The following is a 25,094-nucleotide window of genomic DNA, read 5'->3' on the forward strand; positions in this document are numbered from 1 at the left end:
CCTTTACTGATTGGCGTTAGGTTAAGAATGATCTTTAAGTTCAAGCCTCTACCGAATAAAGATAGCTAGCGGCTTACACTAATATTGGCACCATTCTCAATGAATGCCAACCAAATCATCAGAGACTCGAAAGCAGTGTAGGTCCCTCGATATGACAGAAGCATGACAAAACCTCGAGCTGCAACAGAGAATTTTCTTCACTGTTCAATTTGTAATCTGCTGTGTGGAGAATTAGTCTCTAACGGTTGAGAGGGCGATTCAAATATCCCTAGTATTGATATAACATACGCGCCCTTTGTTAGAGTCCGCCCAGAGATGAGAATTTAAGATGCCGTTTGCCTTAGGACAACGTTGGATAAGTGATACCGAGTCAGAGCTTGGTTTAGGAACAGTCGTACAAGTTGAAGGCCGCATGGTCACAGTGTTATTCCCTGCGACTGGTGAGAACCGTATGTTCTCGCGTAACGAAGCCCCGCTGACCCGCGTCATATACAACCCTGGCGATACGGTTGAAAGCCATGAAGGCTGGAGCCTCTCGGTCGAAGAACTCACCGAAAAAGACGGCCTCGTCGTCTACCACGGTATCCACAGCGAAACAGGCGAAAAAGCCAGCCTGCGTGAGACCCTGTTAAACCACAACATTCGTTTTAACAAACCGCAGGATCGCCTGTTTGCGGGTCAGATTGACCGCCTCGACCGTTTCGGCATTCGTTACCAATGCCAGTTACTGCGCAATCAACTGGCGACCTCTGATTTACTCGGCTTACAAGGGCCACGCGTCGGTCTTATCCCCCATCAAATGTGGATCGCCCATGAAGTGGGTCGCCGTTATGCGCCGCGGGTGTTACTGGCCGACGAAGTGGGTTTAGGTAAAACCATCGAAGCAGGGTTAATTATCCACCAACAACTGCTGACAGGCCGTGCCGAACGAGTATTGATTATTGTGCCGGATACCCTGCGCCATCAGTGGTTAGTGGAAATGCTGCGCCGCTTTAACTTGCGCTTCTCCGTGTTTGATGAAGACCGTTGCGTTGAAGCCTTTGCCGACCATGACAACCCTTTCTATACCGAACAGTTAGTGATTTGTTCACTCGAATTACTGCGCAAAAAGAAACGTCTCGACCAAGCACTCGATGCCGATTGGGATCTGTTAGTGGTTGATGAAGCGCACCATTTAGAGTGGACAGAAGACGCCCCAAGCCGCGCCTACCAAGTGGTTGAAGCCTTAAGCGAAGTCGTACCGGGCGTATTATTACTGACCGCAACACCGGATCAACTCGGTCACGAGAGCCATTTTGCGCGCTTGCGCCTACTCGACCCAGATCGTTTCTATGACTACGACGCCTTCCTTGCTGAAGAAAACAGCTACAAAGATGTCGCCATCGCCGCCGAAGCTTTAGCGGGCGAAAGCAAATTATCCGATACCGCTATCAACAGCTTAACCGAATTACTCAGCGAAAAAGACATAGCGCCGAGCATTCGGTTAATTCAAGCCGAAGGCATCGACAGCGAATTGCAACAAGCTGCCCGCAGCGAATTACTGCAAGAACTGCTTGATCGCCACGGCACTGGCCGCGTGCTTTACCGCAACAGCCGCGCCTCGGTAAAAGGTTTTCCGAAACGTATTTTCAACGCCTATCCCCATGCGATGCCTGAACAGTATCTTACCGCTGCACGCGTGAATGAGATGATGGGCGGTCGTAAAACCTTAGAAGCGAAAGCGGCACAAGCCTTAAGCCCTGAAAAACTCTATCAAGAATTTGAAGACAACAGCGCCAGTTGGTGGAAATTCGATCCTCGCGTGGATTGGCTAATCGAGTTTTTAAAGTCGCACCGCAGCAAGAAAGTGCTGATTATCGCCAGTGGCGCCGATACCGCTCTGAGCTTAGAAGAAGCCCTGCGCACCCGCGAAGGCATTCAAGCGACCGTATTCCACGAAGGCATGTCGATCATCGAGCGCGATAAAGCGGGTGCTTACTTTGCCCAAGAAGACGGCGGCGCTCAGGCGTTAATCTGTTCAGAAATTGGTTCTGAAGGTCGTAACTTCCAGTTTGCCAGCCACTTAGTGTTGTTCGATCTGCCATTAAACCCAGATTTATTGGAGCAACGTATCGGCCGTTTGGACCGTATTGGTCAAAAGAACGATATCCAAATTCACTTGCCTTATCTGCAAGATACGGCGCAGGAGCGTTTACTCCAATGGTATCACCAAGGTCTAAATGCCTTCGAGCTTACCTGCCCCGGCGGCCATATACTTTTCAGTGAATTTGCCGAAGATCTGTTAAATGTCCTTGTCGGCGGTGATGAAGATGAGCTAACCAATCTGCTCAACCACACCCAAAGCCGTTACAAAGAACTGAAACACGCCATGGAGCAAGGCCGTGATAAACTGCTGGAAATCAACTCCCATGGTGGCGATAAAGCCAAGGCGATTGTCGAGCGTTTAGCCCAAAGCGATCAAGATACTAAACTGATTGGCTCAGTGATCCGCTTGTGGGACATTATCGGTGTCGACCAGGAAGATAAAGGCGAAAACTCGATTATCCTACGTCCGAGCGAACATATGATGTTCCCGACTTATCCCGGCCTGCATGAGGATGGCGTTACCGTCACCTTCGACCGTGATACTGCACTCTCCCGTGATGATATTGCCTTGATCACCCAAGAGCATCCACTGGTGCAAACCGGCCTCGACTTAATCACCAGCTCGGATACCGGTACTACAAGTGTTGCGATATTAAAAAACAAGGCATTACCTGCGGGCACCCTGTTTTTAGAACTGATTTATATGGCAGATGCCTCGGCGCCTAAATCGAGCCAGCTCTATCGTTATCTACCGCCTACGCCTATCCGTATTCTGCTGGATAAAAATGGCAACGATCTGTCAGCCAAGGTCGATTACACCAGTTTTGACAAACAGTTAAGCGCGGTAAACCGTCATATTGGTAGCAAGTTAGTCACTGCATCACAGCCAATTCTGCATCCGTTATTTGCTAAAGGCGAAGAGTATGCCCAAGTGGCCGTCAATGAGTTAGTGGCTCAAGCGCGCGAGAAGATGACCAGCCAACTCACAGGCGAACTCGAACGTTTAGAGTCCCTCAAAGCGGTCAACCCCAATATCCGTGAGGAAGAATTAGAATACCTACGCAACCAAATGCGGGAGCTGACCACTTACCTCGATGCGAGTCAGTTGCAGCTTGATGCGATTCGTATGGTGCTAGTTAGCCATGTTTAATCTTGATTGGCATTAAACTGAGCCTGATCCGGCTCGCTTAAGCTAAAACACAAACGCCCAGCCAATTGCTGGGCGTTATTATTTTCTCTGTTGTATAAACATTTTTTTCGCATAAGCCTGTCCAGGCGCCGCACTGCGCGGTCGCCGTCACGACCTTAAGCAAAAATTGCTTCTGCTACGCAGCTTAAGGTTATACTCTAGCTAATTGAATTTATAAGACTACACAGGTGGTTATCAATTCTATGGCGCGTATCATTCCCTCGGTATTGAGCCTCACCTTAGCTCTCGCCAGTGCGAGCTTACTCGCCGCCGATCCCAGTAACCAAACTCCCGAGCCTAGCGCCGAAGCCGCTCAGTCTAATCCCAACAAACCGACGCCCGCTAAAAGAGCGAGCAGCTATTTACCCGCCAATGAGATCAAACAAATCACCATAGATGACCAACCACTTGAACTCTTAGTCCGCTCGTGGGAAGGCCGAAAAAAACTCGGTGCAGCCATTATTTTACCCGCCACTAATGGCACCGCCGATGCGCCCGGATTAATGGCCTTTGTCCGACGTAATATCAATGCTGCCGGCTGGGCGAGCTTAAGCCTCACGCCGCCAACAGAACCACCAGCGCCCAATTTTGCCACCCCAGCAACTGAAGTCGCGACTGCGGGGTCAGCGCAATTAACCGCGCCTTCCAATAAACCAAGTCAAAAGGTAAAGCCGGAAGACAGTAATAAGCATCTCCTTGAGCAAGAAGACTTTCTCGTTAAAAGCATGTCACAGCTCGACAGCGTTGGTAGCGATTATCCTGGTAAACGAGTGCTGATCACCGCCGATCAAAGTGCTGGATTATTGATAAGCCTATTAAGCCAAAAGAAAATTGCCGATCCCGATGTATTGATTGTCATCAATCCCTACAGTGAAGACGAAACGCGCAACCAAGCCATAGCCGAGAAGCTCGCTAAACTCACGATGCCGATACTCGATATTCAATCACCCGATGGTCACCCCGCCTCATTAGAAACGGCTGCACAACGTAAAACGCTGGCAGTGACCTTAGAGGCACCCAATTATCGGCAGACAACGCTGGCATTGAATCTGGATAATGAAAGCGCTTGGCAGAATTGTTTAACGGCCATAAGAGGATTCGCCGCCCGAATGAGCGGCGCCTATTGAAATTTGAATCCCCTGATTTTACGAGCACGGCTTGCTAGTACAAAATAAAGCTCGACACATCAACGCTGCCTCAGCATTAAGGAAGTCTTTACCATGGCTTTCTCGCTAAGGGCATCAACTAAGTTACCAGCCAGACTGGCGATCCTTGTAGGGTTTAGTGGGATCTTTTAGCTGGCGAACTGCCGCAATAGTGCGATTTTTGCCTAGCAGCAATCTCACTTGGCTCCATGACTCGCGGCAAAGCAAAGAACGGACCGATGCAGTCCAACTACGGTTAATACTCAACTTAATTGCCGCAGCCGCATCGGGGGAGGTATTGAGGAGTTCTTCCGCCAATTGCTGCGCGCTTAACATTGGGTTATCACTTAACTGAGTGACTAATCCTAAGGCTTTAGCCTCTTCGCCAGAGAGCACTTTTGCCGTGAGACTGAGTAACATCGCTTGATCCTTTGGCATAATTTGCCGCAATGCCACTAGGCCTGCCATATCGGGCACCAGCCCCCATTTGGCCTCCATAATGGATAACTTACTGTCAGGGCTTGCAATCCTAAAATCCGCACCTAAAGCGATTTGCATTCCTCCACCATAACAGCAGCCTTCCAATACCGCGATAACGGGTACAGGTAAACGCTGCCAGCCAAGGGATACTCTTTGGGCTAGGTTGGCATTGCCTGGCAACCCTTTAAACAGCAATTTAACTGCTTGCATCGGCGCAGACATCACGCTTTTGACATCCAAGCCAGAACTAAAATGACCTCCGGCGCCAGATAAAATTACTAGCCGAATACGCGGATCTGATTTAATCCTTTTGATGGTTTTATCGAGTTCGCTAAACATCAAATAATTAATTGCATTGAACTTTTCTGGACGATTAAGCACAACATTTGCGATGCCATTCTCAACCGTAACTTGCACACAACGCTCACCCATGAAATATCCTGCTACTGGTCAGTCCAGACCAAATGTTAACATGTTTGGCATGATTAACCAAAACATGTAACATAAGGCCGAATTTTGACTTTAGTCAAAATATTGTCAGTCACCGTTAAGTATTAGTGTGCGATTATGTTAGGCTGCAATCTAAAACCTAACAAATTCTGATTTATGAAGCTGTTAGAATAAATTTACGATGCTGTTCAGCCCATGCCAGCGTCTAATTTGAACAAAATGCATCTCTAGCAACTCCGCTTACCTACAGCATGTATACCTGTGCAGATAGAGAATCGATACTGTAGACATCTGTTGATGGATTAAGCATATAGATGGTCGCAAAATCGAGGTATTTTTTGCGATAAATAACGAAGTTAACTTAGCTAACCACAATTTTAATCGCACTATGCCTTTAGAATTTAATGGCAAGATAAATAAAATTAGCTAATTAAATCTATAAGTTATATATAGATGATGTAAATCAAACTTGCCCGAAGCACATAATTCGTCACTCAAACATGAAGAATTAGTGTTATCTTCAATAAATGGGCAAATAAGGATCTGTAGTCAGCATGACAATCTCTGTACTCATCTGTGACGATTCCGCTATGGCGCGTAAACAAATGGCTCGCACCCTTCCCAAAGAATGGGATGTCGAGATTACCTACGCGACCAATGGTGCCGAAGGGTTAGATGCCATTCGCGCAGGTAAAGGCGAAGTGGTCTTCCTCGATCTCAATATGCCCGTAATGGATGGTTATGAAGTACTACAAACCGTTCAACAAAACGATCTCCCCGCCCTTATCATTGTGGTCTCGGGTGATATACAAATCAAAGCTCATGAACGTGTTAAAGCTCTAGGTGCATTGGACTTTATCCAAAAACCCGTCAGTGCTGATGCCATCAGTAATATCCTCCAAGAGTACGGCATTCTTACCCTAACGCAGAAAGATCAGGTGGAAGACACGCCGATGATCAAAGTCGATATGCGTGATGCCTGCCAAGAGATCGCTAACGTTGCCATGGGCCGTGCAGCCGATTTGCTCGCCAAATTACTCGACGTATTTGTCCTATTACCTATCCCCAATGTGAACGTGCTCGAAGTCAGCGAACTGACCATGGCTCTGAAAGCAACAGAAGAAAGCTCAACTGTTTCAGCACTTTGCCAAGGATTTATTGGTGCAGGCGTTGCGGGTGAAGCACTGTTGTTATTCCATGATTCAAGCTTTAAAGATATGGCCAAGCTCATGGGGGTTGCAAATCCTGAGGATAAGAATACCGAGATTGAAGTACTGATCGACACGGGGAACGTATTGATTGGTGCATTCCTGAATGGGATCTCAGAACAACTCGATATGAAATTCAGCCAAGCCCATCCTGTGGTGTTGGGCCGTCACTGTACAGTGAATGATCTTATCCATGATAATTCGGAAAAATGGCACAGAACATTAGCGATGGAAATCAACTATCGTATTGAAAATCATAATATTCAATGCGACTTACTGTTGCTCTTTACCGAAGACTCTATTCCGACACTGAGCTACAAACTCGGTTATTTACTCGATTAATCAGTTGGACTTTACCTTATGTCAAACGATCAAAGCGCAATGAACGAACTCCATTGGCTAATCGATATGGTACAAACCATAGAAGTGGGTCTTGTGGTATTAGATCGCGATTATAATATCCAACTGTGGAACGGCTTTATGGAAAACCATAGTGGCGTTTCACCCAATTCTATTAAAGGTCAAAACCTGTTTAGCCGCTTCCCAGATTTGCCAGCTACTTGGCTAAAGCAAAAAATGGAATCGGTTTTTATGCTTAAAAATCGAGCATTTATTAGTTGGGAACAAAGACCTTACGTGTTTCAGTTTAAAAACTATCGCCCAATTACTGGGCGCGCCGATTTTATGTACCAGAACGTGACTTTGCTGCCTCTCGCTTCATTAACCGGCAAAATTACCCATATCAGTGTGATTATTTATGATGTCACCGATATCGCCGTGAATAAGTTGCAGATCAAGGCCGCCAACGAACAGTTAGAGCGTCTCAGTCAAACCGATGGATTAACGCAACTGCATAATCGCCGCCATTGGCAACTATGCTTGGAACACGAGTACGATCTCTATGCCCGTTATTCCGGTGTAGCAAGCTTGGTGATGATTGATATTGATCATTTCAAAAATATCAATGACACCTACGGCCACCTTGCAGGTGACAAAGTTATTCAACATATCGCCCATCTTCTGAGTCATTCATTGCGGGAAACCGACTGTGTCGGTCGCTATGGCGGTGAAGAGTTTGCGGTAGTCATGCCCAATACCAGTGGCACCGATGCCCTCAACTTTACCGAGCGTTTGAGGGAAAAGATCGCTGAATCCACCGTAGTGTATGAGGGGCTGAAGATTAAAGTGACTGTCAGCCTTGGCGTATGTGAAATAGGCAAACATATTACGAGCAGTTCAAGTTGGATTTCCTGCTCAGACAAAGCGCTTTACGAGGCCAAACAGAAAGGCCGAAATTGTAGCGTCCTACATGCAGCACCAATTTCCACTTAATTAGGCTTAATAAAGTAAAAGCCCATCATTGATGGGCTTTTACTTTATAAGAATTATGACAACGTATTAATGTGGAAAACCATCGTCCTGTTCGTCATCTTCTTCGTCTTCATCTTCTTCATCGCCAACAAAGTAAGTACCCCAACCGTCATAATCCACTTTTTGCTTGGCTGCGAGTTGCAATAACTGTTCAGTCGCTTTGTCTAATAATGGAATTTCTAACTTGTGATAAGCAACAGCGTCAAAACAGAAAATCACCGAACCATCTTCCAATTCCATTTCTTCAGCATCATTGACTTCAAATCCAAGTTTGAATGCATCAACCGCAGCCTTTTCTAAGCGCTCAAAATTGCTCGATGAAAAATGGTGCTCAATGGTGTATTCAGCATCTGGCTCTGAGCCATCGTCGAGCAAGGCTTGCACTATGTCACGATTCTCGGCGAATTGGGCTTTTAACTGACTTTCAATAGACATGGACTTGTCTCCGTTAAGATAAAACTGGCTCAAATTGGCGTTATTATACGTCATCAGCCGGGATAGTTTTACCCATTAATGTTGCCGCTTCGCGATTTATCTCGTTAAATTTTGCCGACATAATCTCGTGCACCTGAGCCGAAAAGGCTTTGGCATCAGCTTTATCCAAACCTTCAGTCGGGATTGGCGCCATCATCTCAATAATCACCACACCATTATCCCAACGGTTCAAATCAATATGGCTTTGGCATGACGTCAACACGGGTACGACTGGCACACCAGCCGCAATCGCAGTGTGGAAAGCTCCCGCTTTGAAGGGCAACAGTCCGCGCCCCCGTGAGCGCGTACCCTCAGGGAAAATCCACACGGAAAGACGATTCTGCTTAATTTTTTCCGCCGTTTTCGCCATGGTATCAAAAGCACTATTGCGATTTTTTCTATCGATCAGAATATTACCTGACAACCAATAGATCTGGCCAAACAAGGGGATCCACACTAAGCTCTTTTTCCCTAAGCTCACAGTGCCTTTAGGTACGGCTTTAGTATGTGTGAATAAATCGAAGTTATTTTGATGATTTCCAAGAAATATATAGGGGCCATCCTGCACTTCCTTAGGCCGACGCACTATGACTTTAAGCCCTAAAATCGGCGCTGCGGATGAAAAGATCTTGGCGAACATATGTACATTGTCACGGTGACGAGGTCGTAATAGGCAAACCAAGCCACCAAAAATAAATGCAAGTAACAATGACACCGCCAACAACACAGATCTGACAATTAATAGCACGACATACTCCAAGGGTGAAAGTGGCGACAGTATAGCCACCCAGCCCTAGGGACTCAATATAATGTTTACATCTGTTAGCTGAGTTGCTAACAATCAAACAAAAGCCCATCGTTGCTCACGCAATAAGCGTATCGATGGGCTTTTAAATCAATATCAACGCCTAACACTCAGCATAAAACCTAGCGTTAGATCTGACTCACTGTAGCCATTTTGCTTAAGCCTACACGAAATACCAGTGCACTGACTGCCAAGGTTGCGACTATCGCCGCCCCACTCGGTAAATCCATGGTTGCCGATAATACCAGACCAAGTAAGTAACCCATAAGGCCGACCAGATAGGCGTAAAACAAGCCGTTTTTACCTTGGTATTTATTCAGAGCAAGTGCAGGTAAAATCAAGGTACTAAATACTAAATAGACGCCCACCAGCTCAACCGACAACGTAATAACTAGGGCAAACAGGAGATAGAATCCGGCACCATTTAATATTTGTGGCCGCCAAAAAATCAACGCCAACACCCCAGCATAAACCACTGTCGGTAACACTAATTGCGACCAACTCACCCAAAGGATCTGGCCCGACATCAATTGTTTTAGCAGCTCTGCACCATGGGGATCGTTCGCCAGCAATAGCATAGCAGCCACGGCCGATAGCACATAAAAACAACCGATCATGGCTTCTAACTCACCCGCCATTCGCTTAGATAACCAAGCGATAAATCCCGCCCCCGCAAGGGCGAACAAGGCCGGCATCCACACATTAGAAAATGGCATGTCTTCTAACCTGTGGTCCATGTGGGCGACAATTGCTCCCAACGCGGCGACTTGCGCAATGGCTAAATCAATAAAGATAATCCCACGCTTAAGCACTTGTTTACCAAGTACAATGTGCGTTGAGAGCACTAAGATCCCCGCTGCCAGCGCTGGCAGCAGGATCGACATCAGTTCCAGATCCAACATAGGCTTATTTCACCCCGTTTAAGAGGGAAATCGCGCTGTCGTAGAGGCTAAAGAGATCTTGGCTGCTATCATTTCCACCTACAGACATAGGTAACATCAGTACTGGAAGATTCGCTTTTTCACCCAACCACTTAGCACCACGTTCGTCCTGATAGGACGCCACAACCACCGCAAGAATATCACCCTGCTCGGCACGGCTGAGCAGGCTTGCTAAATGGCCACTGGTCGGCGCTAGACCGGGTTTAGGCTCAAGATCAGCGGCTTGTTCAATCCCCAACCAGTTGAACAGATATCTAAAACTAGTGTGATAGGCGATGACCTTTTTACCCTTTAACGCTTTGGCTTGCTCTTCCCAACGAGGGATCGCCGCCTGCCAACGAGTGCTAAAGTCCGCTAAGGCCTTTTGATAATTAGCCGCTTCACTCGGATCAAGTTGGCTCATCTTAGCGCTGAGCGCATTCGCGACGCTAAGCAAACGATGCGGATCGAAGTGGATATGCGGATTTCCCTGAGCATGCACGTCGCCCATGCTGCGATCCACACTCGCTAACTTATCTAAGGTATCGATTTGATCGGCGGCGAAAAATAGCCCTTGATCGGTAGAGCGAACCTTAGCGTTAGCTGACTTCATTTGCAGCATTGGCAGCCAACCGACTTCTAAATCGGCACCTGCACAGACTACCAGATCCGCTTGGCGCATTTTCGCAATCAAACTCGGACGCGCCTGCACTTGATGCGGATCCTGTAAGGCCGTGGTTGCCGAATAAATGCTGGCGTTTGGAGCCAACTCTTTTGCCAATGCGGCATATTCGGGTTCACAGGCAAACACATTCAGCTCTGCGTGGGCAAAGCCTGAACAAGCGAAAGACAGGGCCGCTGCGGCCGCTTTAACAACATTAGAATTGATGCGCACCGTGAGCCCCCAGAGACATAATGTATTGAATAGTGAAAACATTGTCGTCTTCGATTCCATCGAAGTTAGTTCCCTTCTGATTGGTGTACTGGAAACGTACTGTCGAGAAATGGCTCGAATGCCACGCTAGACTCACCTCAGATTCCTTTAACTTCTGTCCATGAAAATGCTCGCCATGGAGCTCTTGGGTATCCACCTCGCCGTAACGCACACCCGCAGACCAGCTAGGCGTGAACTGATACACACTGCTCAGATACCAACCTTGATGATAGTCCTTGCTCGGTGCATCTTCGGGATGAAGATCAGTAGGCACAAAGTCAGTCACGCGGTAATACTCACCGCTTAACGTCAGGTTTTGGTATTTATAGTTACCATTTGGTGCCCATTTATACACAAAATCAGCACCATAGGTGTTTTTACCAGTGTAAGATGCCGCATGGCTGTGGTCATGACCTTCCTCGGCAGTTTCGTCTTCGTGCTCATCGCCTTCTTCATGGGCTGTGACTTGACCGTTTTCGTTACGTAAGTAACTCAATCCCGCCTGCCATGAACTGTTATCCCCTATATCGCCACCGATTTTTGAATATAAGGTGTACACACCGACATTTTTAAACTCACGTTCGCCATGTTCATCGGCGGCGCGCATGCTGTCGCCCTTGAACGCTTCAGCGCCAATGGTCCAATACAGATCAGTTGGAGCAACAAAGTTTAAGCGCACGCCATCATCGAAGTAGTGGCCGCCGAAAAATGCACGGTAAGCAATCGGGCGGTCGGTGAATGAATCGGTATGTAAATGCTGGTTATTTAGATAACCGATATCCGACAGGAAACGTCCGCCACGGATGGAAAAACCCGCAGGCATTGCCATGGTTTGGATAAAGGCTTCTTCAAGATTAAGCTCGGTTTCACCATCATGCATCTCAACGACGGCGGTCACTTTGCCGTAGAACATGTCGTCAATATTGGCACTCATCGCCAACTCAGTTTCACCTAAACCAAATCCTTCGGCGGTTTCTGCCAATGGGCGTTCAGCCGTTTGATAATAGCCATTCAGCACCGCACTGATCGCTGGATTGGTTAAACTTGAGTCAGCGGCAAATAACGTCGGCGAAGCAAATGCGCACGCCAAGGCCACCAAAGAAATTCGGTTGTTAAAAACAGTCATGATATCTCCAAAATACAACTAGCACTCGATGACTAAGTTAAGTCATCAAGAAATACAATAAGTTAAAATATTAAAGTTGATTTAATGGAGAACAGGCGGCGCACGGCTTAGGTAAACACTGACGTGTTTGAAGAAGGTAACGGGTAAGACAAACTCACAAACATCAAATCGCTGTATCGCTAAATTTAACGTCTGCGGAGCTGTGAACAGAATTTTATTTAGCTGATGTTGATGGAAGCAGAGCGTACAGTGCGTCTTCGCCCCATCATCAAGGTGAGTCACACTATGGGCTGAGGCAACAAAAGACAGCAGTATCAATACGGCGGCAAGCCATATCGAAATTGTGCGTCTTAAGTGACTATCTAGTCTCACTCAGTCGTCCCCATAGTAAAAAGTGGCACAAGTTTAAGTCAGGCCGCTAGTAAGTTGCAATAAGGTAATGGTCAAGCAATGCGTTACAAGATATTTACCATTGCAACTGATGGCGCCTTAAAAAGAGCACATTATTGGCAAAAAGAGTTATTTAAGATTAGCTTAAGTCAGTGAATCTATTATGTGCCCAGTGTTATACAGGCTAAATATTTAATTCTATTCAACCCAGCAAAAGGCAACCAAAATGCTAGCATTCTTTCGTGAAAACTTAGGATTAATCTTAGGGATAGTGATTTTCGGCGCAGTCATTTTGGGCGGGATTTATTACGTAGAACACTCATTAGAGAGTCAAGAACAGGTTATTCAATAACAGGTTCACCCTGTAAAACAATGTCGAGCCTCAGTGGTAGGCCCCTAAACGGCTCGACAGGGTTAAACCAGTGTCATCCCATCTCTAGCGATACTTTTGCCGTTGATCGCTATCGTCTTCCTTCTCTGGTGCCTCAATCGTTTGCAGTTGATCCATAAAATGGCTCACCAGCAGCAACATCACACAGAAGATCATCACAGGGATCAAAAAATGCCGCGTCGAGGCATCGAAGTAACTGTATAAGCCCGTCAGGGCACTCGCATAAAAACCAAACAATTTTAACTTCAATAATTTAGGACTATGACCAAGCCACGCTGAACAATGGGGACATTGGACTTGGGCGTGAAAGCCCTTTCCGCGCTGCTGGGTAATTTGGGCAATTTTAATCGACTGATGACAATGGGAGCACAGCATGTAAAGTACATTCCTAACTATGGGGCGCTAAGTTTATCAGATCCTTATCCCATTCAGTCGAACTAATTAGCGTCGTAGTTTCAGAGCTTCATTCTATGGCCTAAAGCTGTAAACTGGCGCACAAATTTTAAACATTGTTAGTCTATTATGCTGTTGATATTTTACAGGGTTTAGCTCGACACCTATCATATACCTACCTCTTTTTGTCGAAGATAACGTCTATGCGCCGCTCGCTAATATTGATACTTGCCCTAAGCTTTCCACTACTGATGAGTGCCAAGGTATTCGCTGCAGATCCAGACCCTATTACGACCAGCCCAACCGCTTCGGCATCAAACGAAACCCAAATTGAATTAACCACACTTCAGACCGCCATTAAAGAGGACATTGCGCGCTTAGCTCAATACCAAGGTGAATTACGCACCATTGTTGAATATCGCATTCAAAATAAGACCTTACAGTTACGCAATAAGATTAAAGCACTCTTGGATGATAATACTTACGATAAAACTTTTATGCTGGCTCTAATCCAAGAGCAATTGCAGTTTAATCTGAAAATTAACGACTACTTTAATGATCTCATCACCAAGTTGGCTCAAAAACTTGGCACGGCGGATGATGAAGCCACCTTACTCGAGATCTCAAAACGTGAACTCGACAAAGACAATAACTACAAGCAACGGCTTGAGACCTTAAACTGGCTAACCCAAATTGGCCAAGATGTAACAGCTGAAAAAACACAGCTCACCCAACTCCTGCTTAACCGCGCCGATAACTTCGACAGCTTTGTCACTTATACCCAGCAACAATTACAAAATGCGGTGAATGACGCCACCAATGCGGGGAAAAATGTTACCTCAGCGCAAACCAGTCGTGTGCTACAACTAAAAGACCGTTTAGCGCAAAACAGCCTTAGCCTCAGCATAGATATCGAACTACTTGATGCACTAGGGCAAAACACCGCCCTGCTGAAAAAGACCTTGTTTAGCATCTCCGGTGATATTACGCAGGATGTGTTAAGCATTGATGTGGCATCGAGCTTAATCGAGCAATGGCTAAATACCGCTAAAGATCAAGCTATTAACCACGGACCAACATTGGTCTTTAAGTTATTTATCTTCTGTCTGCTCCTATTTGTCGCTAACCTTGTGGGCAAACTGGTGAAAAAGATAGTGAGTAATACAGTTAGCAATTCTAAGTTAAATTTCAGTAAGTTACTGCAAGACTTTTTTACCTCACTCTCGGGCAAGGCTGTATTTACTATCGGTTTGCTGATTGCTTTATCCCAGCTTGGTATCGAACTAGGCCCCCTGCTGGCAGGTTTTGGTATTGCCGGTGTGATCATCGGTTTTGCCCTGCAAGACACCCTTTCCAACTTTGCTTCAGGCATGATGATTTTGATCTATCGTCCGTATGATGTCGGCGATTTGATTAATGCGGCTGGCGTATCGGGGCGCGTTAGCCATATGAGCCTAGTCTCTACCACCATTAAAACATTAGATAACCAGAGACTTATCATTCCCAACAATAAGATTTGGGGGGATACCATCAACAATATTACCGCCGAGCACCAGCGCCGAGTCGATATGACATTTGGCATCGGCTATGGCGATAGTATTGAGCAGGCCGAAGCGGTACTAAAATCGATTGTTGAGGCGCATCCGAAAGTGCAAAAAGTACCTGCACCACTGATTAAGTTGCACGTATTAGGAGAATCCTCGGTCGACTTTATCGTCCGCCCTTGGGCAAAACCAGAAGACTATTGGGATGTATATTGGGATATCACCCGTGAAGTGAAAATGCGCTTTGATGCTGAGGGTATCAGCATTCCTTTCCCACAGCGCGATGTGCATATTTACCAAACCAGTAAATAGTCTTTCGTCAAAGCGAATTCTTAACAAAAGGCGCAATCTTTGATTGCGCCTTTTCATCTTTACATTCAAATGGCTAACAAACTAACCTAATCCAGTAATCTCACCATCAGCGGTGATATCTATCTTTAAATAACCAGGGGTTAACCCAAGCCCTGGCATAGTCATCACATTACCTACCAATGCCGTGATAAACCCAGCCCCCGCATGCAGTACCAATTCACGCACGGGTACCATAAAGCCTTGAGGGACACCTTTAAGCTGAGGATCGTGGCTAATGGATAAGGGTGTTTTCGCCATGCAAACAGGTAAATGCCCATAACCAAGCGAGTTGAGCTCCTGTAATTGCAGCTTAGCCGCATCGGATAAGCTCACCCCTGCGGCGCCATAACCCACTTCAGCTAAGGTCGATAATTTAGCTTCTAAGTCCATATCATCAGGATATAACAACCGAAACTCGCTTGGCTGCTCACAGGCACGGATTACGGTTTGTGCGAGGCTAATGGCGCCTATTTCACCTTGGCTAAAAGCCTCGCTAAGTTCGCAACCAAATGCCGCGGTAGCACTTACAGCCTCAATTAACCAGTTAAGCTCGGCGTCCGTATCGGTGGCAAAGCGATTAATCGCCACCACAACGGGAATACCGTAACGCGCTACATTGTTGATATGCCAGTTTAAGTTGGCAAAACCCGCCTCGAGACGGACTTGGTCTGGTGCATTAATATCTGCATCGGACGATAGGCCACTATTGGCCTTTAGTGCTTTCAAAGTAGTCACTAATACCGCGGCGCTCGGGGTTAATCCCGACTGACGCGCCTTGATATTACAGAACTTTTCAAAACCCATATCGGAGCCGAACCCACCTTCGGTCACCACAAAATCGGCCAGTTTTAAGGCGATATCATCGGCAATGACTGACGAGTTACCATGGGCGATATTCGCAAAGGGTCCCGCATGGATAAGACAAGGCGCGCCGTTTAAGGTCTGCATTAAAGTGGGTTTTACCGCCTCCGCCATAATCGCCGTCATTGCGCCTGCAACGCCAAGCTCTTGCGCGCTAATGACCTCTCCTTGGCGATTAAGGGCTAGCACTAACTTACCTATACGTGCGCGCATATCCGCCAGATTGCCGCTCAGCGCTAAAATCGCCATTAACTCAGAAGCGGCAGTAATATCAAATCTTGAATGATAAGCGGGACCGTTGTTTTCACCCAATCCCACCTCAATTTCCCGCAAGCAACGGTCGTTATGATCAACCACTCTGTGCCAACGAATACCCTTAGGATCAATATCTAAATACCTTAATCCCGATTGACGCTCATATTCCGCCCGCCCCAAACGCATCTCATGGTAAAGCCGAGAAGCAATCGCCGCCGCACCAAGATTATGTGCGCTACTCACAGCATGAATGTCGCCTGTTAGGTGCAAATTCAGCTCCTGCATGGGCACCACTTGGGCGTAACCACCGCCTGCGGCGCCACCTTTCACTCCAAATACAGGCCCCATACTGGGCTGGCGAATACAGGCACAGACTTTGTTGCCGAGCGCCTTGAGCGATTGCGTTAAACCAATAGTCGTCACGGTTTTGCCTTCACCATGGGGCGTTGGCGTCACTGCGGTCACAATAATCAGCTTCCCCTTTGGTTGCCCGGCTAAACGCTGCTGTACTTGTGGCTCCACCTTAGCTTTGGTATGACCAAATAGCTGCATCTCTTCGGGCAACAACCCAAACTCTGCACCAAGTTGTGCGATATCTTTTAGATGCGCGCGGCGCGAAATCTCCATATCGGTTAGCATGGGTAATATTTTCCTCTGGAACTTTGGTATACAAACTTTTATAGGAAATGAGTATACGGAACAAAAGCGTGCAAACAGTTTGTATCAGCCACCGCTGATTGAATATGGCGGATAGTAGGTGATTAGCTTTAAGATATATAGCCATCGAAAAGGTTAATGAGCGATTCCTTAATCTGCATCAAATAAATCGACCAAGGCCCTTCACCCTACAAAATTCAGATTCCCAAAAGAGAAACAACATGAACGGATCCCCTTTTACTTTTTCAGAGTTTGTTGCCGGCTTTTGGCGAATGCACAGTTGGCAAATGTCACCCGCCGAGCGACTTAACCTGATAGAACAATATTTAGACCTAGGTGTGACCACTATGGACCACGCCGATATTTACGGCCAATACCAGTGCGAAACCCTGTTCGGCGAAGCATTAGCGCTAAAACCAGCATTAAGACAGCAGATGCAATTAGTGAGCAAATGCGGCATAAAACCCGCCTTCAATTGCCGTCCCGAGCGCTACGTGAACCATTACGACACCTCCAAAGCGCATATTATTGCCAGCGTGGAGCAGTCACTAAAGTCGCTTAAAACCGATTATTTAGATCTGCTGCTGATCCACAGACCCGATCCTTTAATGGACGCCGATCAAGTGGCCGATGCCTTTGCTGACTTAAAACAAGCTGGGAAAGTGCAACATTTTGGGGTATCTAACTTCACCAATGCGCAGTTGTCATTATTGCAGTCGAGATTAACTGAACCCTTAGTCACTAATCAGCTGGAGATCTCTCCGCTAATGATGGCGAGTTTACACGATGGCAGTCTCGATTTATGTCAGGAGCGGCGCATTCGGCCGATGGCTTGGTCCTGTTTAGGCGGCGGAAAAATCTTTGACAATAGCCATCCACAGGCCATTCGCTTGCAACAAACCTTAGCAGTCATCGCCGATGAGATTGGCGCCCAAGATATCAGCCAAGTGATTTATGCTTGGGTGCGGATGTTACCGAGTCGACCCGTACCGATTATTGGCAGTGGTAATATCGCGAGGATAAAAACCGCGGTGGCCGCACGGACGCTCACATTAGACCGGCAGCAATGGTTTAGTATCTGGCAAGCATCAACCGGACACAGCGTGCCTTAACCCCCGCAAATCCCCCTCAAACAACACCAACAATAACGGCGCACTTGGCGCCGTTATCTTGATCATGCTTAAAGCTGTACTTCACCACTGAGGTGTGGTCTGCGACCTTTACTGTCTCGCAGCTCAAACACCCACTTGTCTGGCGACTTTTCGTAACCAAATCCCACTTCGGCGGGCATCAGTAACGGCAGCTTAAAGGCAACATCGACCACAAAGGGGCGCTCACCAATCTCAGGCATCAATTCCGCTAAGCAGCGCGCCTTAGACCACATACCATGGGCTAGCACTCGGTCAAAACCAAAACGTTTCGACAACACGGGATGCAAGTGGATCAGGTTATAGTCACCCGACGCTTTGGCATAACGACGACCTAAATCTTCACTCAACTCCCAAGATTGAGGCGAGTCCCAGGCCATTTCAAGTGCCTTTGGTGGACGGACGCGACGACCGGCAGTCTCTATGCGATAGAGATAAGTCGACAGCGATTCCCACACCAATTCTTCGCCCACAAAGGCCTTAGAAACAAACTCAAACTCTAAGCCCGAATCAGTTTCACGGCTGGTTGTTAGCGCGCATTCCAGGGAAAACACGTCATCGACCATTGTCGGGCGATAGACTTGAATACGGTTCTTTAAATGGATCATCCCAAGTAACGGGAAGGTAATGCCATCATGGGTAAAAATCACCGCGTGCAGGCGAAATGCCATCACATAAAGGTAGGTGGGAGGTAATATTTTACCGTCGAAATCAAAACCACACACTTGCGCATATTGGCTGACTTTTGCCTCGGACACCTTCACATTGGGCGCGCTCACCTTGATATAAGGCAGCGGCTGTTGATCCCAACCGGGTTTACGGCCAAAGAAAATCTTGCGATAAAGAGAAAACAGCGACGGCATCGCGTTCAATTCAACACAATATGCATTATTCAAGTCTGAGTACCTTTTAATTAACTATCCCTATGCACGGATAGCCAGCAATACCCCCGGACAGATGCATAACATCTGGAAAATCAAAAAATCACGAGTGTAAAACAGGCAACACAGTGTCTTAAAAGGGCTGATGCTGACTCTCCGAATGGACAATTATACCCAAACAACCTGAAGATGAGGATTCAGCGGGAATGTAACGCTCTTTAGGCAAGGCGGTTATTTGCGGACCTAGTGGACTAAGTTAAAAATAACCAACACAGCATAAAGAGCGTTAAAACCCGCCGAGACGGAGCGCCTAGGGTACTCCACTTCGGTGTTGCATCAATTCACAAGGTGTTCACATTCCTTCATTGATGCGCCTTGAATTGAAGCCCCCTAGACGCTCTGAAACTCATATCTTCAGGTCGCTTGGGTATATTAGAGTCAGGTTTATCGAAAACGGCATGATTATACCCTAGAGGATCGAGTTCTGGGTATCCCTAAGTAAAGTAGGATTTTTTACTACCTTTAAAATCAAAAAGTTACACTCAACCCCTAAAGCAACAATCATCGCAGCTACAGGAAAAGTGCGAAAATATGCCGCCTGTGCGACACTATCACCCCCAGTCTTTAACTTAGTTAACCCGTGCAAGATAAGAATTTCGATAAACTCGCGCAAAAATTCGCGAAGAATATTTATGGCACGCCTAAAGGTGAAATCCGTGCTGCCGTGCTATGGCGCGATCTTGCTCCTGCATTAGCGCAATTTGGCAATAAAAAATTACGAATTTTAGATGCCGGCGGCGGTTTTGGTTACTTCAGCCAAAAGCTAGCACGCCTCGGACATGAAGTCGTACTGTGCGATATTTCCGCCGAAATGCTCGCCCAAGCGAAAGAGCAAATCAATGCCAGCGACACGCCATTGGCCATCAGCTTAGTACATTCGCCCATTCAAGCCTTATCGATTGCTGAACATGGCATGTTCGATCTTATCCTTTGTCATGCCGTGGTTGAATGGCTAGTCGATGCCAAGACCACCATGGAAGGCTTATTGACCATGCTTAAGCCCAATGGGCTGTTTTCGCTGATGTTTTATAATAAAGAAGCGATGCGATTCCATGCGCTCGTGTCGGGTAATTTCGACTATGTGGCCGCCGATCTAAAAGTGAAGAAGAAGGTACGCCTCACGCCAACGCACCCGCTTTATATCCATGATGTTAAACAATGGTTTGCCGAATGGCACATGACCCTGCAGCGCGAGTCGGGCGTGCGAGTCATTCACGATTATTTGAAAAAACAGCAAGCTGCGGATTTTGACTATCAAAAACTGCTGGCGATGGAGCTCGAATATTCGCAACGCGAGCCCTATATTTCGCTCGGTCGTTATGTGCATTTTTTAGGGCAAAGCGCCGTAACATCCCAAGCATCTGAGTAATATCGCGAAATAATACAGGACGCCATGGCGTCCTATATTATTAAATCACCCGATGATTTGCTCCTAACTCAGTGCACCAAGTGCGTTAAAATTCAGAGTCACAAGCACAATCCCAGTCAAATCACTAAATATCAGTATGATAAGTCACATTGCTCACGCCAACAGGCGGTTACTGTCGCGCCCTTCTGCTTAAGGAGTTGCACCACACTCTTATCGCCAACCACATGGCCCGCTCCCACCACCACAAATAAAGGCTCGCTAGCAGTTACTGAACCCATTAATCTTATTATCCCATCAGCCATGACTTTATTACGCTGCCAGAGAATTTTATCCAGCATCTGTGTATCACCCTCGCCACCCAGTTGCTCCTGCATTAGCGTATCCAGCGCGGCTTCATCACCACTGCGCCATGCATCAACCAGTGAGAGCAGCTCAGCATCCGGCGCATCAATAGCTTCACGTACCATTGCCCACTGGATTTGACTATCAAAGGAAGCAAGTAATTGAAACTGTGACTCAGCCGTCTCTAACTCATAAACGGGCTTATCCCCGCGCCCAAGCAACTGCATGTCGACACCATAATCGGTGCTAAAACCTAAGCCATTGTAGCGTAATAGATTAAGTTGAGATGCCTGTAGCCAAGGCGCGAAAGCTTGAATTGACTGACATAAACTCGCTTTATCCCCACAATATTGGTTCATTGTAGTGACTGTTTGTTTATCTCTACTTTGCCAATCAAGCCCTTGCGCTGAATTTGCCATACCGTATTTTTGCAATAAGGCGCGGCTATCAACCTTATTCATATCGATTTCGACAACAAGTCCTTTGGATTTGGCGAACGCCGCCTCAACTTGTGCAGGCATAGGATAAAAATCAGCACGACCAATATGAATAGAGCCCAGCAGATAAGCAGATTTCCCCTGCCATTGCACACGATAAAATGGCGGCTTATCCGAAGGCGCAGCCCAAGTTATCCCACTTGCAAACAGCGTAACACTTAAGAGTACGAGTAATAGTCGCCACCGACTTGTTGCCATATCCTTTGCCCCTTATAATTCCTGCAAATTTTGCAATGAGACGCTGTTATGCCACACACTAAGGTTATAGAGCAACTGAAAGAAAATCTTCAAATCGCCTATCGCCAAGCCATCGATGCCGACGCTAAGTTAGATGAATTGAAAAAAGCTGGCCATGGAAAATTCACGAGTATCTTTACAGCCGAACAAGGGTTTATGGTTTCAAGCAATCGCTTTTTGCCATACGTGCAAGAACTGGTCGATGACTTAACTAAATTGCAGCAACACAGTAGCCTTGACCCCGTCGCACTCGAAACCTTAGTGCGTCAACTGGCCGCGCTGCTGCAAACGCTGCACGCCTTTAAAAAGCAAAGTTAATTCCATTTCCACGAGTGGATTTTCAGCCGCACAAATTGTCATCATTTTGTCATTTCTAAGTCATAGACTCCGCAAACATTGTTGCGGGGGCAGAAGTAATGACGAGTTTAGATCTAGCACAAGAGCTTGATAAGATAATTGCGAAGGGGGCAATCAGCCCCCTATTTCAGCCCATTTTCAATATATTGGAACATAAGATCCACGGCTTTGAGGCGCTCAGTCGTGGGCCAGAACACAGCCCACTATATTCACCCGTTCCCCTCTTTAAAACCGCCGAGCATCAAGGCAAGTTGAGTGAGTTAGAAACCTTATGCCGCCGTATTGCGCTGGAGCAATTTAAGCTACGTCAGTTTCAAGGGCGTTTGTTTATCAATATTTCCCCAAAAGCCCTGCTCGATCCGGCTCACCCTAAAGGTATGACGCTGCAACTGTTGCAACAACTCGGGATTTCACCCTCACAAGTGGTAATTGAGCTGTCGGAGCAATATCCCGCCGATGACATTGATTTACTCAAATCTTGCCTGAATCACTATCGTAGCCAAGGATTTATGACGGCTATTGATGATTTAGGTGCAGGCTATTCGGGTTTACGGCTATGGTCAGAGTTATCCCCCGACTATGTAAAAATCGATCGGCACTTTATCCACCAAATTGATTCGACCCCAGTTAAACAAGAGTTTGTGCGCTCGATTGTCGAACTCTGTCAAAGCCTTACTTGTAAAGTGATTGCCGAAGGAATTGAAACCCAAGAAGAACTAGCCGTACTTAAACAGCTAGGAATTGTTTATTGCCAAGGTTATTTGCTTGGACGTCCAGAGGCACAACCAAGTCGCGCAATGAAAGCGACCTTAGTCCCTAACAACACCCAAATTCAGCCAAGATATAGCGAATCCGCTGAAAGCCTCTGTACCAGTGCAATAACAGTGGTGCCGACACTCAAGCTGAAGCACCTAAGCGACACCTTTAGCGCCCAACCCACCTTACAAGCTGTCGTTGTGGCGCAAGATCAACTGCCGCTGGGGATTATTATCCGAGCCACTCTGCTCGAACTTTTCAGTACCCCCTATGGTCGGGCGCTTCATGAAAATCATGCGGTTAGCGAGGTGATGGATCACCAAGTGCTACAAATTGAAGCTAACGAACCGCTCTCCATTGTGAGTCAGTTATTGACCTCAGAGAGCGCCAATACCGTCGCCCAGCAATTTATTATTCTGCGCCGTGGCAAGTTGCTCGGCATTGGCCACACCAAAGATTTGCTCCAGCGGATCACAGAGCACAGGATCAAAATGGCAAGGCATGCAAATCCCTTAACGGATTTACCCGGTAATGTGCCGATCCAAGAAGAACTAAAACGTCTCAGAACTCAACAAAAGCCTTTCTACTTGGCCTATTTTGATCTCTGTCAGTTCAAGCCTTATAACGATATTTACGGCTTTTGCCGCGGCGATGAGGTGATCTGCGAGGTCGCCAACCTATTAGTGAAATACAAGACGGACAACTGCTTTATTGGCCATGTGGGCGGCGATGACTTTGTGGTGATCAGTACCTGCAATCAACTTATCGATCGTTGCCAACGGATATTGACGGATTTTGAAACCAATAAACCTCTCTTCTATAGTGCCGAACATTGGCAAGCCCAAGAAATGCTGGCAGATGACAGGCAAGGACAAGCTTGTTATCACAAGTTGATCAGCCTATGCGTTGGCGTACTCACACCAGCCCATACCTTTAACTGCAATGAACACAGCCTATCGACCTTAAGTGCCAAGGCAAAAAAACAGGCAAAATCGGCAAATAACGGATTTTGCCTGTTAGAAGAACGAGAAGAGACTCTTCAAGCCTTGAGTGCTTAGATGGGACTAATGCCTACAACTTAGGCGCAACGGTTTTTTTCAACCAATCGCTGAGCATTTTTGTTTCATACATAAATGGCTTGTCATTCACTGACTGAATGCCGGACATAAAGCCCATGTCGGAGAGTTTTTCATCCCCCGCGATGATCACTTTGTCATTTTCAAGCACTTGATAACTAAAGGTTATACGGGGTGGGTAAAGATCTTTTATCACCCGTAAATCATCAGCTGTCGCCCCAAAGGTTGGACGCATATCGCCCGCTAAGTCGACATCAGTAACTGTCATCTCCAACTTTTGGTTCGGTTTTAAGACTTTTATGGCTTCTTTATTGATATTTGTGGTTAAGGTATCGAATAAACGCTTTTCATAACGGGACTGAATTTCGCCCGAAGATTTAATATCACGAAAATCTTTTGGATTTTGCCAAACAATCTTCACCACTCCGTCTTCAGTCACAGGGTCAGTTTTCGCCTCATCGGCGGCCCACACACTACTGCAACTCAACACACCGGCGAGTAATAGGAACTGGACTTTCATATTTGCCTCCTAGGCCTAATAGTTTCTGCGTTATACCGTACAAAATCTAACCTGAACTCGAGCTTAATGCAAAACGCTCCCCTTAACAGCACATAATCAGTAAGCTTTTGTATAAATTAGTAAATATGATAGAAAATTTCAGATGATATCGTATCTTTTTGTATCCAATACCCAATAAGGGATAAAGTTATTAATTTGTGACTTTTTAACGCGCATATTACCTAAAAAAGTATTATCCTTCGCACACTGTTTTATGACCTCTAATTAAAAATGAAATTCCCCGTTGTACCTGTATTTGTATTGATCCTACTTTCCTGTTTTGCCAGCGCGATTTGGTTTATCTCCTCAGGGGAGAAAGACACGCGCCCAGAAACTTGGTCATCTTTTATTTATACCCATGGTTATGATTCTGGTAAGTATAAAAAAACTGATAATTTCAACAGCTATGAGGCCTGTCGAGACTTTGCCAAAGAGCAATCATCTTTTTACGATAACGTGCCTTGGGAATGCGGTCTAAAATGTGGTTTTGACTCCCGTAAACAGGGATTTCAATGCCAAGAGATGCGTAACGAGCAGTAAGGTTATGGTTCAGCCAAGGTTCAAGATATCCTAGGTAAGCTTAATTTCTAAGCAATACCTTTGGTTTTGTTGGTCATGGATAATGGAATGGACCCATCCACTTTAAATCGGCCTCGCAATGGGCCACGATGTAGTCGCTAAAACTCATCAGAAAGAGGACGGGTCCACCTATGAAGATTACTACAATCGGTTTAGATATCGCAAAGTCTGTTTTTCATGCTGTTGGCGTCGATAAAGCAGGCA

At 46.5% G+C, this 25,094-nt stretch carries 23 protein-coding genes; 11 read left to right on the top strand and 12 right to left on the bottom strand.

Annotation, left to right across the window (positions count from 1 at the left end):
- The first annotated feature begins 328 nt into the window (after positions 1–328).
- Both rapA and AEA42_RS02360 read left to right on the top strand, forming a co-directional pair.
- Positions 329–3,235, top strand: a complete 2,907-nt coding sequence (rapA, locus tag AEA42_RS02355; RefSeq protein ID WP_055646850.1) for an RNA polymerase-associated protein RapA — start codon at positions 329–331, stop codon at positions 3,233–3,235.
- A gap of 242 nt (positions 3,236–3,477) precedes the next feature.
- Positions 3,478–4,401 (top strand): DUF3530 family protein, encoded by a 924-nt coding sequence (locus AEA42_RS02360; protein ID WP_055646851.1) that lies wholly within the window; start codon positions 3,478–3,480, stop codon positions 4,399–4,401.
- Between the two features lie 123 nt (positions 4,402–4,524).
- Here the strand turns inward: AEA42_RS02360 and AEA42_RS02365 are convergent, their stop codons facing one another.
- A complete protein-coding gene (locus AEA42_RS02365) occupies positions 4,525–5,331 on the bottom strand; it encodes a crotonase/enoyl-CoA hydratase family protein (RefSeq protein ID WP_037430144.1) in 807 nt (268 codons plus the stop codon).
- 572 nt (positions 5,332–5,903) lie between these two features.
- Here AEA42_RS02365 and AEA42_RS02370 point away from each other — a divergent pair.
- Positions 5,904–6,899, top strand: coding sequence for a response regulator (locus tag AEA42_RS02370; protein WP_037414066.1), 996 nt, complete (start codon positions 5,904–5,906; stop codon positions 6,897–6,899).
- Positions 6,900–6,917: 18 nt separating this feature from the next.
- Entirely contained in the window at positions 6,918–7,889 is a 972-nt protein-coding gene (locus AEA42_RS02375; protein WP_047536047.1) for a sensor domain-containing diguanylate cyclase, read from the top strand.
- Between the two features lie 66 nt (positions 7,890–7,955).
- Here the strand turns inward: AEA42_RS02375 and rraB are convergent, their stop codons facing one another.
- From rraB to AEA42_RS22810, 6 genes are all read right to left on the bottom strand, one after another.
- Positions 7,956–8,363 carry a ribonuclease E inhibitor RraB gene (rraB, locus tag AEA42_RS02380; protein ID WP_037414069.1) on the bottom strand — a complete coding sequence of 136 codons (408 nt, stop codon included), beginning with the start codon at positions 8,361–8,363 and terminating at the stop codon, positions 7,956–7,958.
- A 43-nt stretch (positions 8,364–8,406) separates the two neighbouring features.
- Entirely contained in the window at positions 8,407–9,150 is a 744-nt protein-coding gene (locus tag AEA42_RS02385) for a 1-acylglycerol-3-phosphate O-acyltransferase (protein WP_037414070.1), read from the bottom strand.
- A gap of 185 nt (positions 9,151–9,335) precedes the next feature.
- Complete coding sequence (locus tag AEA42_RS02390; protein WP_047536041.1) at positions 9,336–10,109, bottom strand: metal ABC transporter permease; 774 nt, start codon at positions 10,107–10,109, stop codon at positions 9,336–9,338.
- A gap of 4 nt (positions 10,110–10,113) precedes the next feature.
- Positions 10,114–11,022, bottom strand: a complete 909-nt coding sequence (locus AEA42_RS02395) for a zinc ABC transporter substrate-binding protein (RefSeq protein WP_055646852.1) — start codon at positions 11,020–11,022, stop codon at positions 10,114–10,116.
- Positions 11,006–12,187, bottom strand: a complete 1,182-nt coding sequence (locus AEA42_RS02400; protein WP_047536036.1) for a membrane protein — start codon at positions 12,185–12,187, stop codon at positions 11,006–11,008. Before AEA42_RS02400 ends, AEA42_RS02395 begins: the two co-directional genes overlap by 17 nt.
- A gap of 81 nt (positions 12,188–12,268) precedes the next feature.
- On the bottom strand, positions 12,269–12,559 hold the full coding sequence (locus AEA42_RS22810) for a hypothetical protein (protein ID WP_037430153.1): 291 nt from the start codon (positions 12,557–12,559) through the stop codon (positions 12,269–12,271).
- Positions 12,560–12,803: 244 nt separating this feature from the next.
- Here AEA42_RS22810 and AEA42_RS23005 point away from each other — a divergent pair, with 244 nt between their 5' ends.
- Positions 12,804–12,929: a hypothetical protein gene (locus tag AEA42_RS23005; RefSeq protein WP_011621366.1), complete on the top strand. Its 126-nt coding sequence runs from the start codon at positions 12,804–12,806 to the stop codon at positions 12,927–12,929.
- Positions 12,930–13,013: 84 nt separating this feature from the next.
- Here the strand turns inward: AEA42_RS23005 and AEA42_RS02405 are convergent, their stop codons facing one another.
- The gene (locus AEA42_RS02405; RefSeq protein ID WP_055646853.1) at positions 13,014–13,343 is read right to left on the bottom strand and encodes a hypothetical protein; all 330 of its coding nucleotides are present in this window, start codon (positions 13,341–13,343) and stop codon (positions 13,014–13,016) included.
- 221 nt (positions 13,344–13,564) lie between these two features.
- On the opposite strand from AEA42_RS02405, the gene AEA42_RS02410 reads away from it, so the two are divergent.
- Positions 13,565–15,217, top strand: coding sequence for a mechanosensitive ion channel family protein (locus tag AEA42_RS02410; protein WP_055646854.1), 1,653 nt, complete (start codon positions 13,565–13,567; stop codon positions 15,215–15,217).
- Between the two features lie 81 nt (positions 15,218–15,298).
- Here AEA42_RS02410 and AEA42_RS02415 read toward each other — a convergent pair whose 3' ends face one another.
- Positions 15,299–17,011: a formate--tetrahydrofolate ligase gene (locus AEA42_RS02415; RefSeq protein WP_055646855.1), complete on the bottom strand. Its 1,713-nt coding sequence runs from the start codon at positions 17,009–17,011 to the stop codon at positions 15,299–15,301.
- Positions 17,012–17,250: 239 nt separating this feature from the next.
- Here AEA42_RS02415 and AEA42_RS02420 point away from each other — a divergent pair, with 239 nt between their 5' ends.
- Positions 17,251–18,141 (top strand): aldo/keto reductase family oxidoreductase, encoded by an 891-nt coding sequence (locus tag AEA42_RS02420; protein WP_055646856.1) that lies wholly within the window; start codon positions 17,251–17,253, stop codon positions 18,139–18,141.
- 68 nt (positions 18,142–18,209) lie between these two features.
- Here AEA42_RS02420 and AEA42_RS02425 read toward each other — a convergent pair whose 3' ends face one another.
- Complete coding sequence (locus AEA42_RS02425) at positions 18,210–19,040, bottom strand: MaoC/PaaZ C-terminal domain-containing protein (RefSeq protein ID WP_082389600.1); 831 nt, start codon at positions 19,038–19,040, stop codon at positions 18,210–18,212.
- A 658-nt stretch (positions 19,041–19,698) separates the two neighbouring features.
- Here AEA42_RS02425 and AEA42_RS02430 point away from each other — a divergent pair.
- The gene (locus AEA42_RS02430; protein WP_055646858.1) at positions 19,699–20,487 is read left to right on the top strand and encodes a methyltransferase domain-containing protein; all 789 of its coding nucleotides are present in this window, start codon (positions 19,699–19,701) and stop codon (positions 20,485–20,487) included.
- 131 nt (positions 20,488–20,618) lie between these two features.
- Here AEA42_RS02430 and AEA42_RS02435 read toward each other — a convergent pair whose 3' ends face one another.
- Entirely contained in the window at positions 20,619–21,524 is a 906-nt protein-coding gene (locus AEA42_RS02435) for a TraB/GumN family protein (RefSeq protein ID WP_055646859.1), read from the bottom strand.
- A 48-nt stretch (positions 21,525–21,572) separates the two neighbouring features.
- Between AEA42_RS02435 and AEA42_RS02440 the strand changes: the two genes are divergently transcribed.
- Positions 21,573–21,881: a hypothetical protein gene (locus tag AEA42_RS02440; protein ID WP_047536014.1), complete on the top strand. Its 309-nt coding sequence runs from the start codon at positions 21,573–21,575 to the stop codon at positions 21,879–21,881.
- Between the two features lie 98 nt (positions 21,882–21,979).
- A complete protein-coding gene (locus AEA42_RS02445; RefSeq protein ID WP_055646860.1) occupies positions 21,980–23,734 on the top strand; it encodes a GGDEF domain-containing protein in 1,755 nt (584 codons plus the stop codon).
- Positions 23,735–23,747: 13 nt separating this feature from the next.
- Here the strand turns inward: AEA42_RS02445 and AEA42_RS02450 are convergent, their stop codons facing one another.
- Positions 23,748–24,272, bottom strand: a complete 525-nt coding sequence (locus AEA42_RS02450) for a DUF3016 domain-containing protein (RefSeq protein ID WP_055646861.1) — start codon at positions 24,270–24,272, stop codon at positions 23,748–23,750.
- Between the two features lie 270 nt (positions 24,273–24,542).
- Here AEA42_RS02450 and AEA42_RS02455 point away from each other — a divergent pair, with 270 nt between their 5' ends.
- The gene (locus tag AEA42_RS02455; protein WP_037414101.1) at positions 24,543–24,851 is read left to right on the top strand and encodes a hypothetical protein; all 309 of its coding nucleotides are present in this window, start codon (positions 24,543–24,545) and stop codon (positions 24,849–24,851) included.
- The last annotated feature ends 243 nt before the right edge of the window (positions 24,852–25,094 follow it).

Origin of the sequence: Shewanella sp. Sh95, from assembly GCF_001308045.1 — a bacterium.
GTDB lineage: Bacteria > Pseudomonadota > Gammaproteobacteria > Enterobacterales > Shewanellaceae > Shewanella > Shewanella xiamenensis.

What these genes read in the sequence shown, in the direction of transcription:
- AEA42_RS02375 (WP_047536047.1), top strand. Translation starts at nt 6,918, where the DNA reads ATGTCAAACGATCAAAGCGCAATGAACGAACTCCATTGGCTAATCGAT.
- AEA42_RS02455 (WP_037414101.1), top strand. Translation starts at nt 24,543, where the DNA reads ATGAAATTCCCCGTTGTACCTGTATTTGTATTGATCCTACTTTCCTGT.
- AEA42_RS02445 (WP_055646860.1), top strand. Translation starts at nt 21,980, where the DNA reads ATGACGAGTTTAGATCTAGCACAAGAGCTTGATAAGATAATTGCGAAG.
- AEA42_RS02370 (WP_037414066.1), top strand. Translation starts at nt 5,904, where the DNA reads ATGACAATCTCTGTACTCATCTGTGACGATTCCGCTATGGCGCGTAAA.
- AEA42_RS02360 (WP_055646851.1), top strand. Translation starts at nt 3,478, where the DNA reads ATGGCGCGTATCATTCCCTCGGTATTGAGCCTCACCTTAGCTCTCGCC.
- AEA42_RS02440 (WP_047536014.1), top strand. Translation starts at nt 21,573, where the DNA reads ATGCCACACACTAAGGTTATAGAGCAACTGAAAGAAAATCTTCAAATC.
- rapA (WP_055646850.1), top strand. Translation starts at nt 329, where the DNA reads ATGCCGTTTGCCTTAGGACAACGTTGGATAAGTGATACCGAGTCAGAG.
- AEA42_RS02450 (WP_055646861.1), bottom strand. Translation starts at nt 24,272, where the DNA reads ATGAAAGTCCAGTTCCTATTACTCGCCGGTGTGTTGAGTTGCAGTAGT.
- AEA42_RS02425 (WP_082389600.1), bottom strand. Translation starts at nt 19,040, where the DNA reads ATGCCGTCGCTGTTTTCTCTTTATCGCAAGATTTTCTTTGGCCGTAAA.
- rraB (WP_037414069.1), bottom strand. Translation starts at nt 8,363, where the DNA reads ATGTCTATTGAAAGTCAGTTAAAAGCCCAATTCGCCGAGAATCGTGAC.
- AEA42_RS02390 (WP_047536041.1), bottom strand. Translation starts at nt 10,109, where the DNA reads ATGTTGGATCTGGAACTGATGTCGATCCTGCTGCCAGCGCTGGCAGCG.
- AEA42_RS02405 (WP_055646853.1), bottom strand. Translation starts at nt 13,343, where the DNA reads ATGCTGTGCTCCCATTGTCATCAGTCGATTAAAATTGCCCAAATTACC.
- AEA42_RS02365 (WP_037430144.1), bottom strand. Translation starts at nt 5,331, where the DNA reads ATGGGTGAGCGTTGTGTGCAAGTTACGGTTGAGAATGGCATCGCAAAT.
- AEA42_RS02435 (WP_055646859.1), bottom strand. Translation starts at nt 21,524, where the DNA reads ATGGCAACAAGTCGGTGGCGACTATTACTCGTACTCTTAAGTGTTACG.
- AEA42_RS23005 (WP_011621366.1), top strand. Translation starts at nt 12,804, where the DNA reads ATGCTAGCATTCTTTCGTGAAAACTTAGGATTAATCTTAGGGATAGTG.
- AEA42_RS02415 (WP_055646855.1), bottom strand. Translation starts at nt 17,011, where the DNA reads ATGCTAACCGATATGGAGATTTCGCGCCGCGCGCATCTAAAAGATATC.
- AEA42_RS02400 (WP_047536036.1), bottom strand. Translation starts at nt 12,187, where the DNA reads ATGACTGTTTTTAACAACCGAATTTCTTTGGTGGCCTTGGCGTGCGCA.
- AEA42_RS02420 (WP_055646856.1), top strand. Translation starts at nt 17,251, where the DNA reads ATGAACGGATCCCCTTTTACTTTTTCAGAGTTTGTTGCCGGCTTTTGG.
- AEA42_RS02410 (WP_055646854.1), top strand. Translation starts at nt 13,565, where the DNA reads ATGCGCCGCTCGCTAATATTGATACTTGCCCTAAGCTTTCCACTACTG.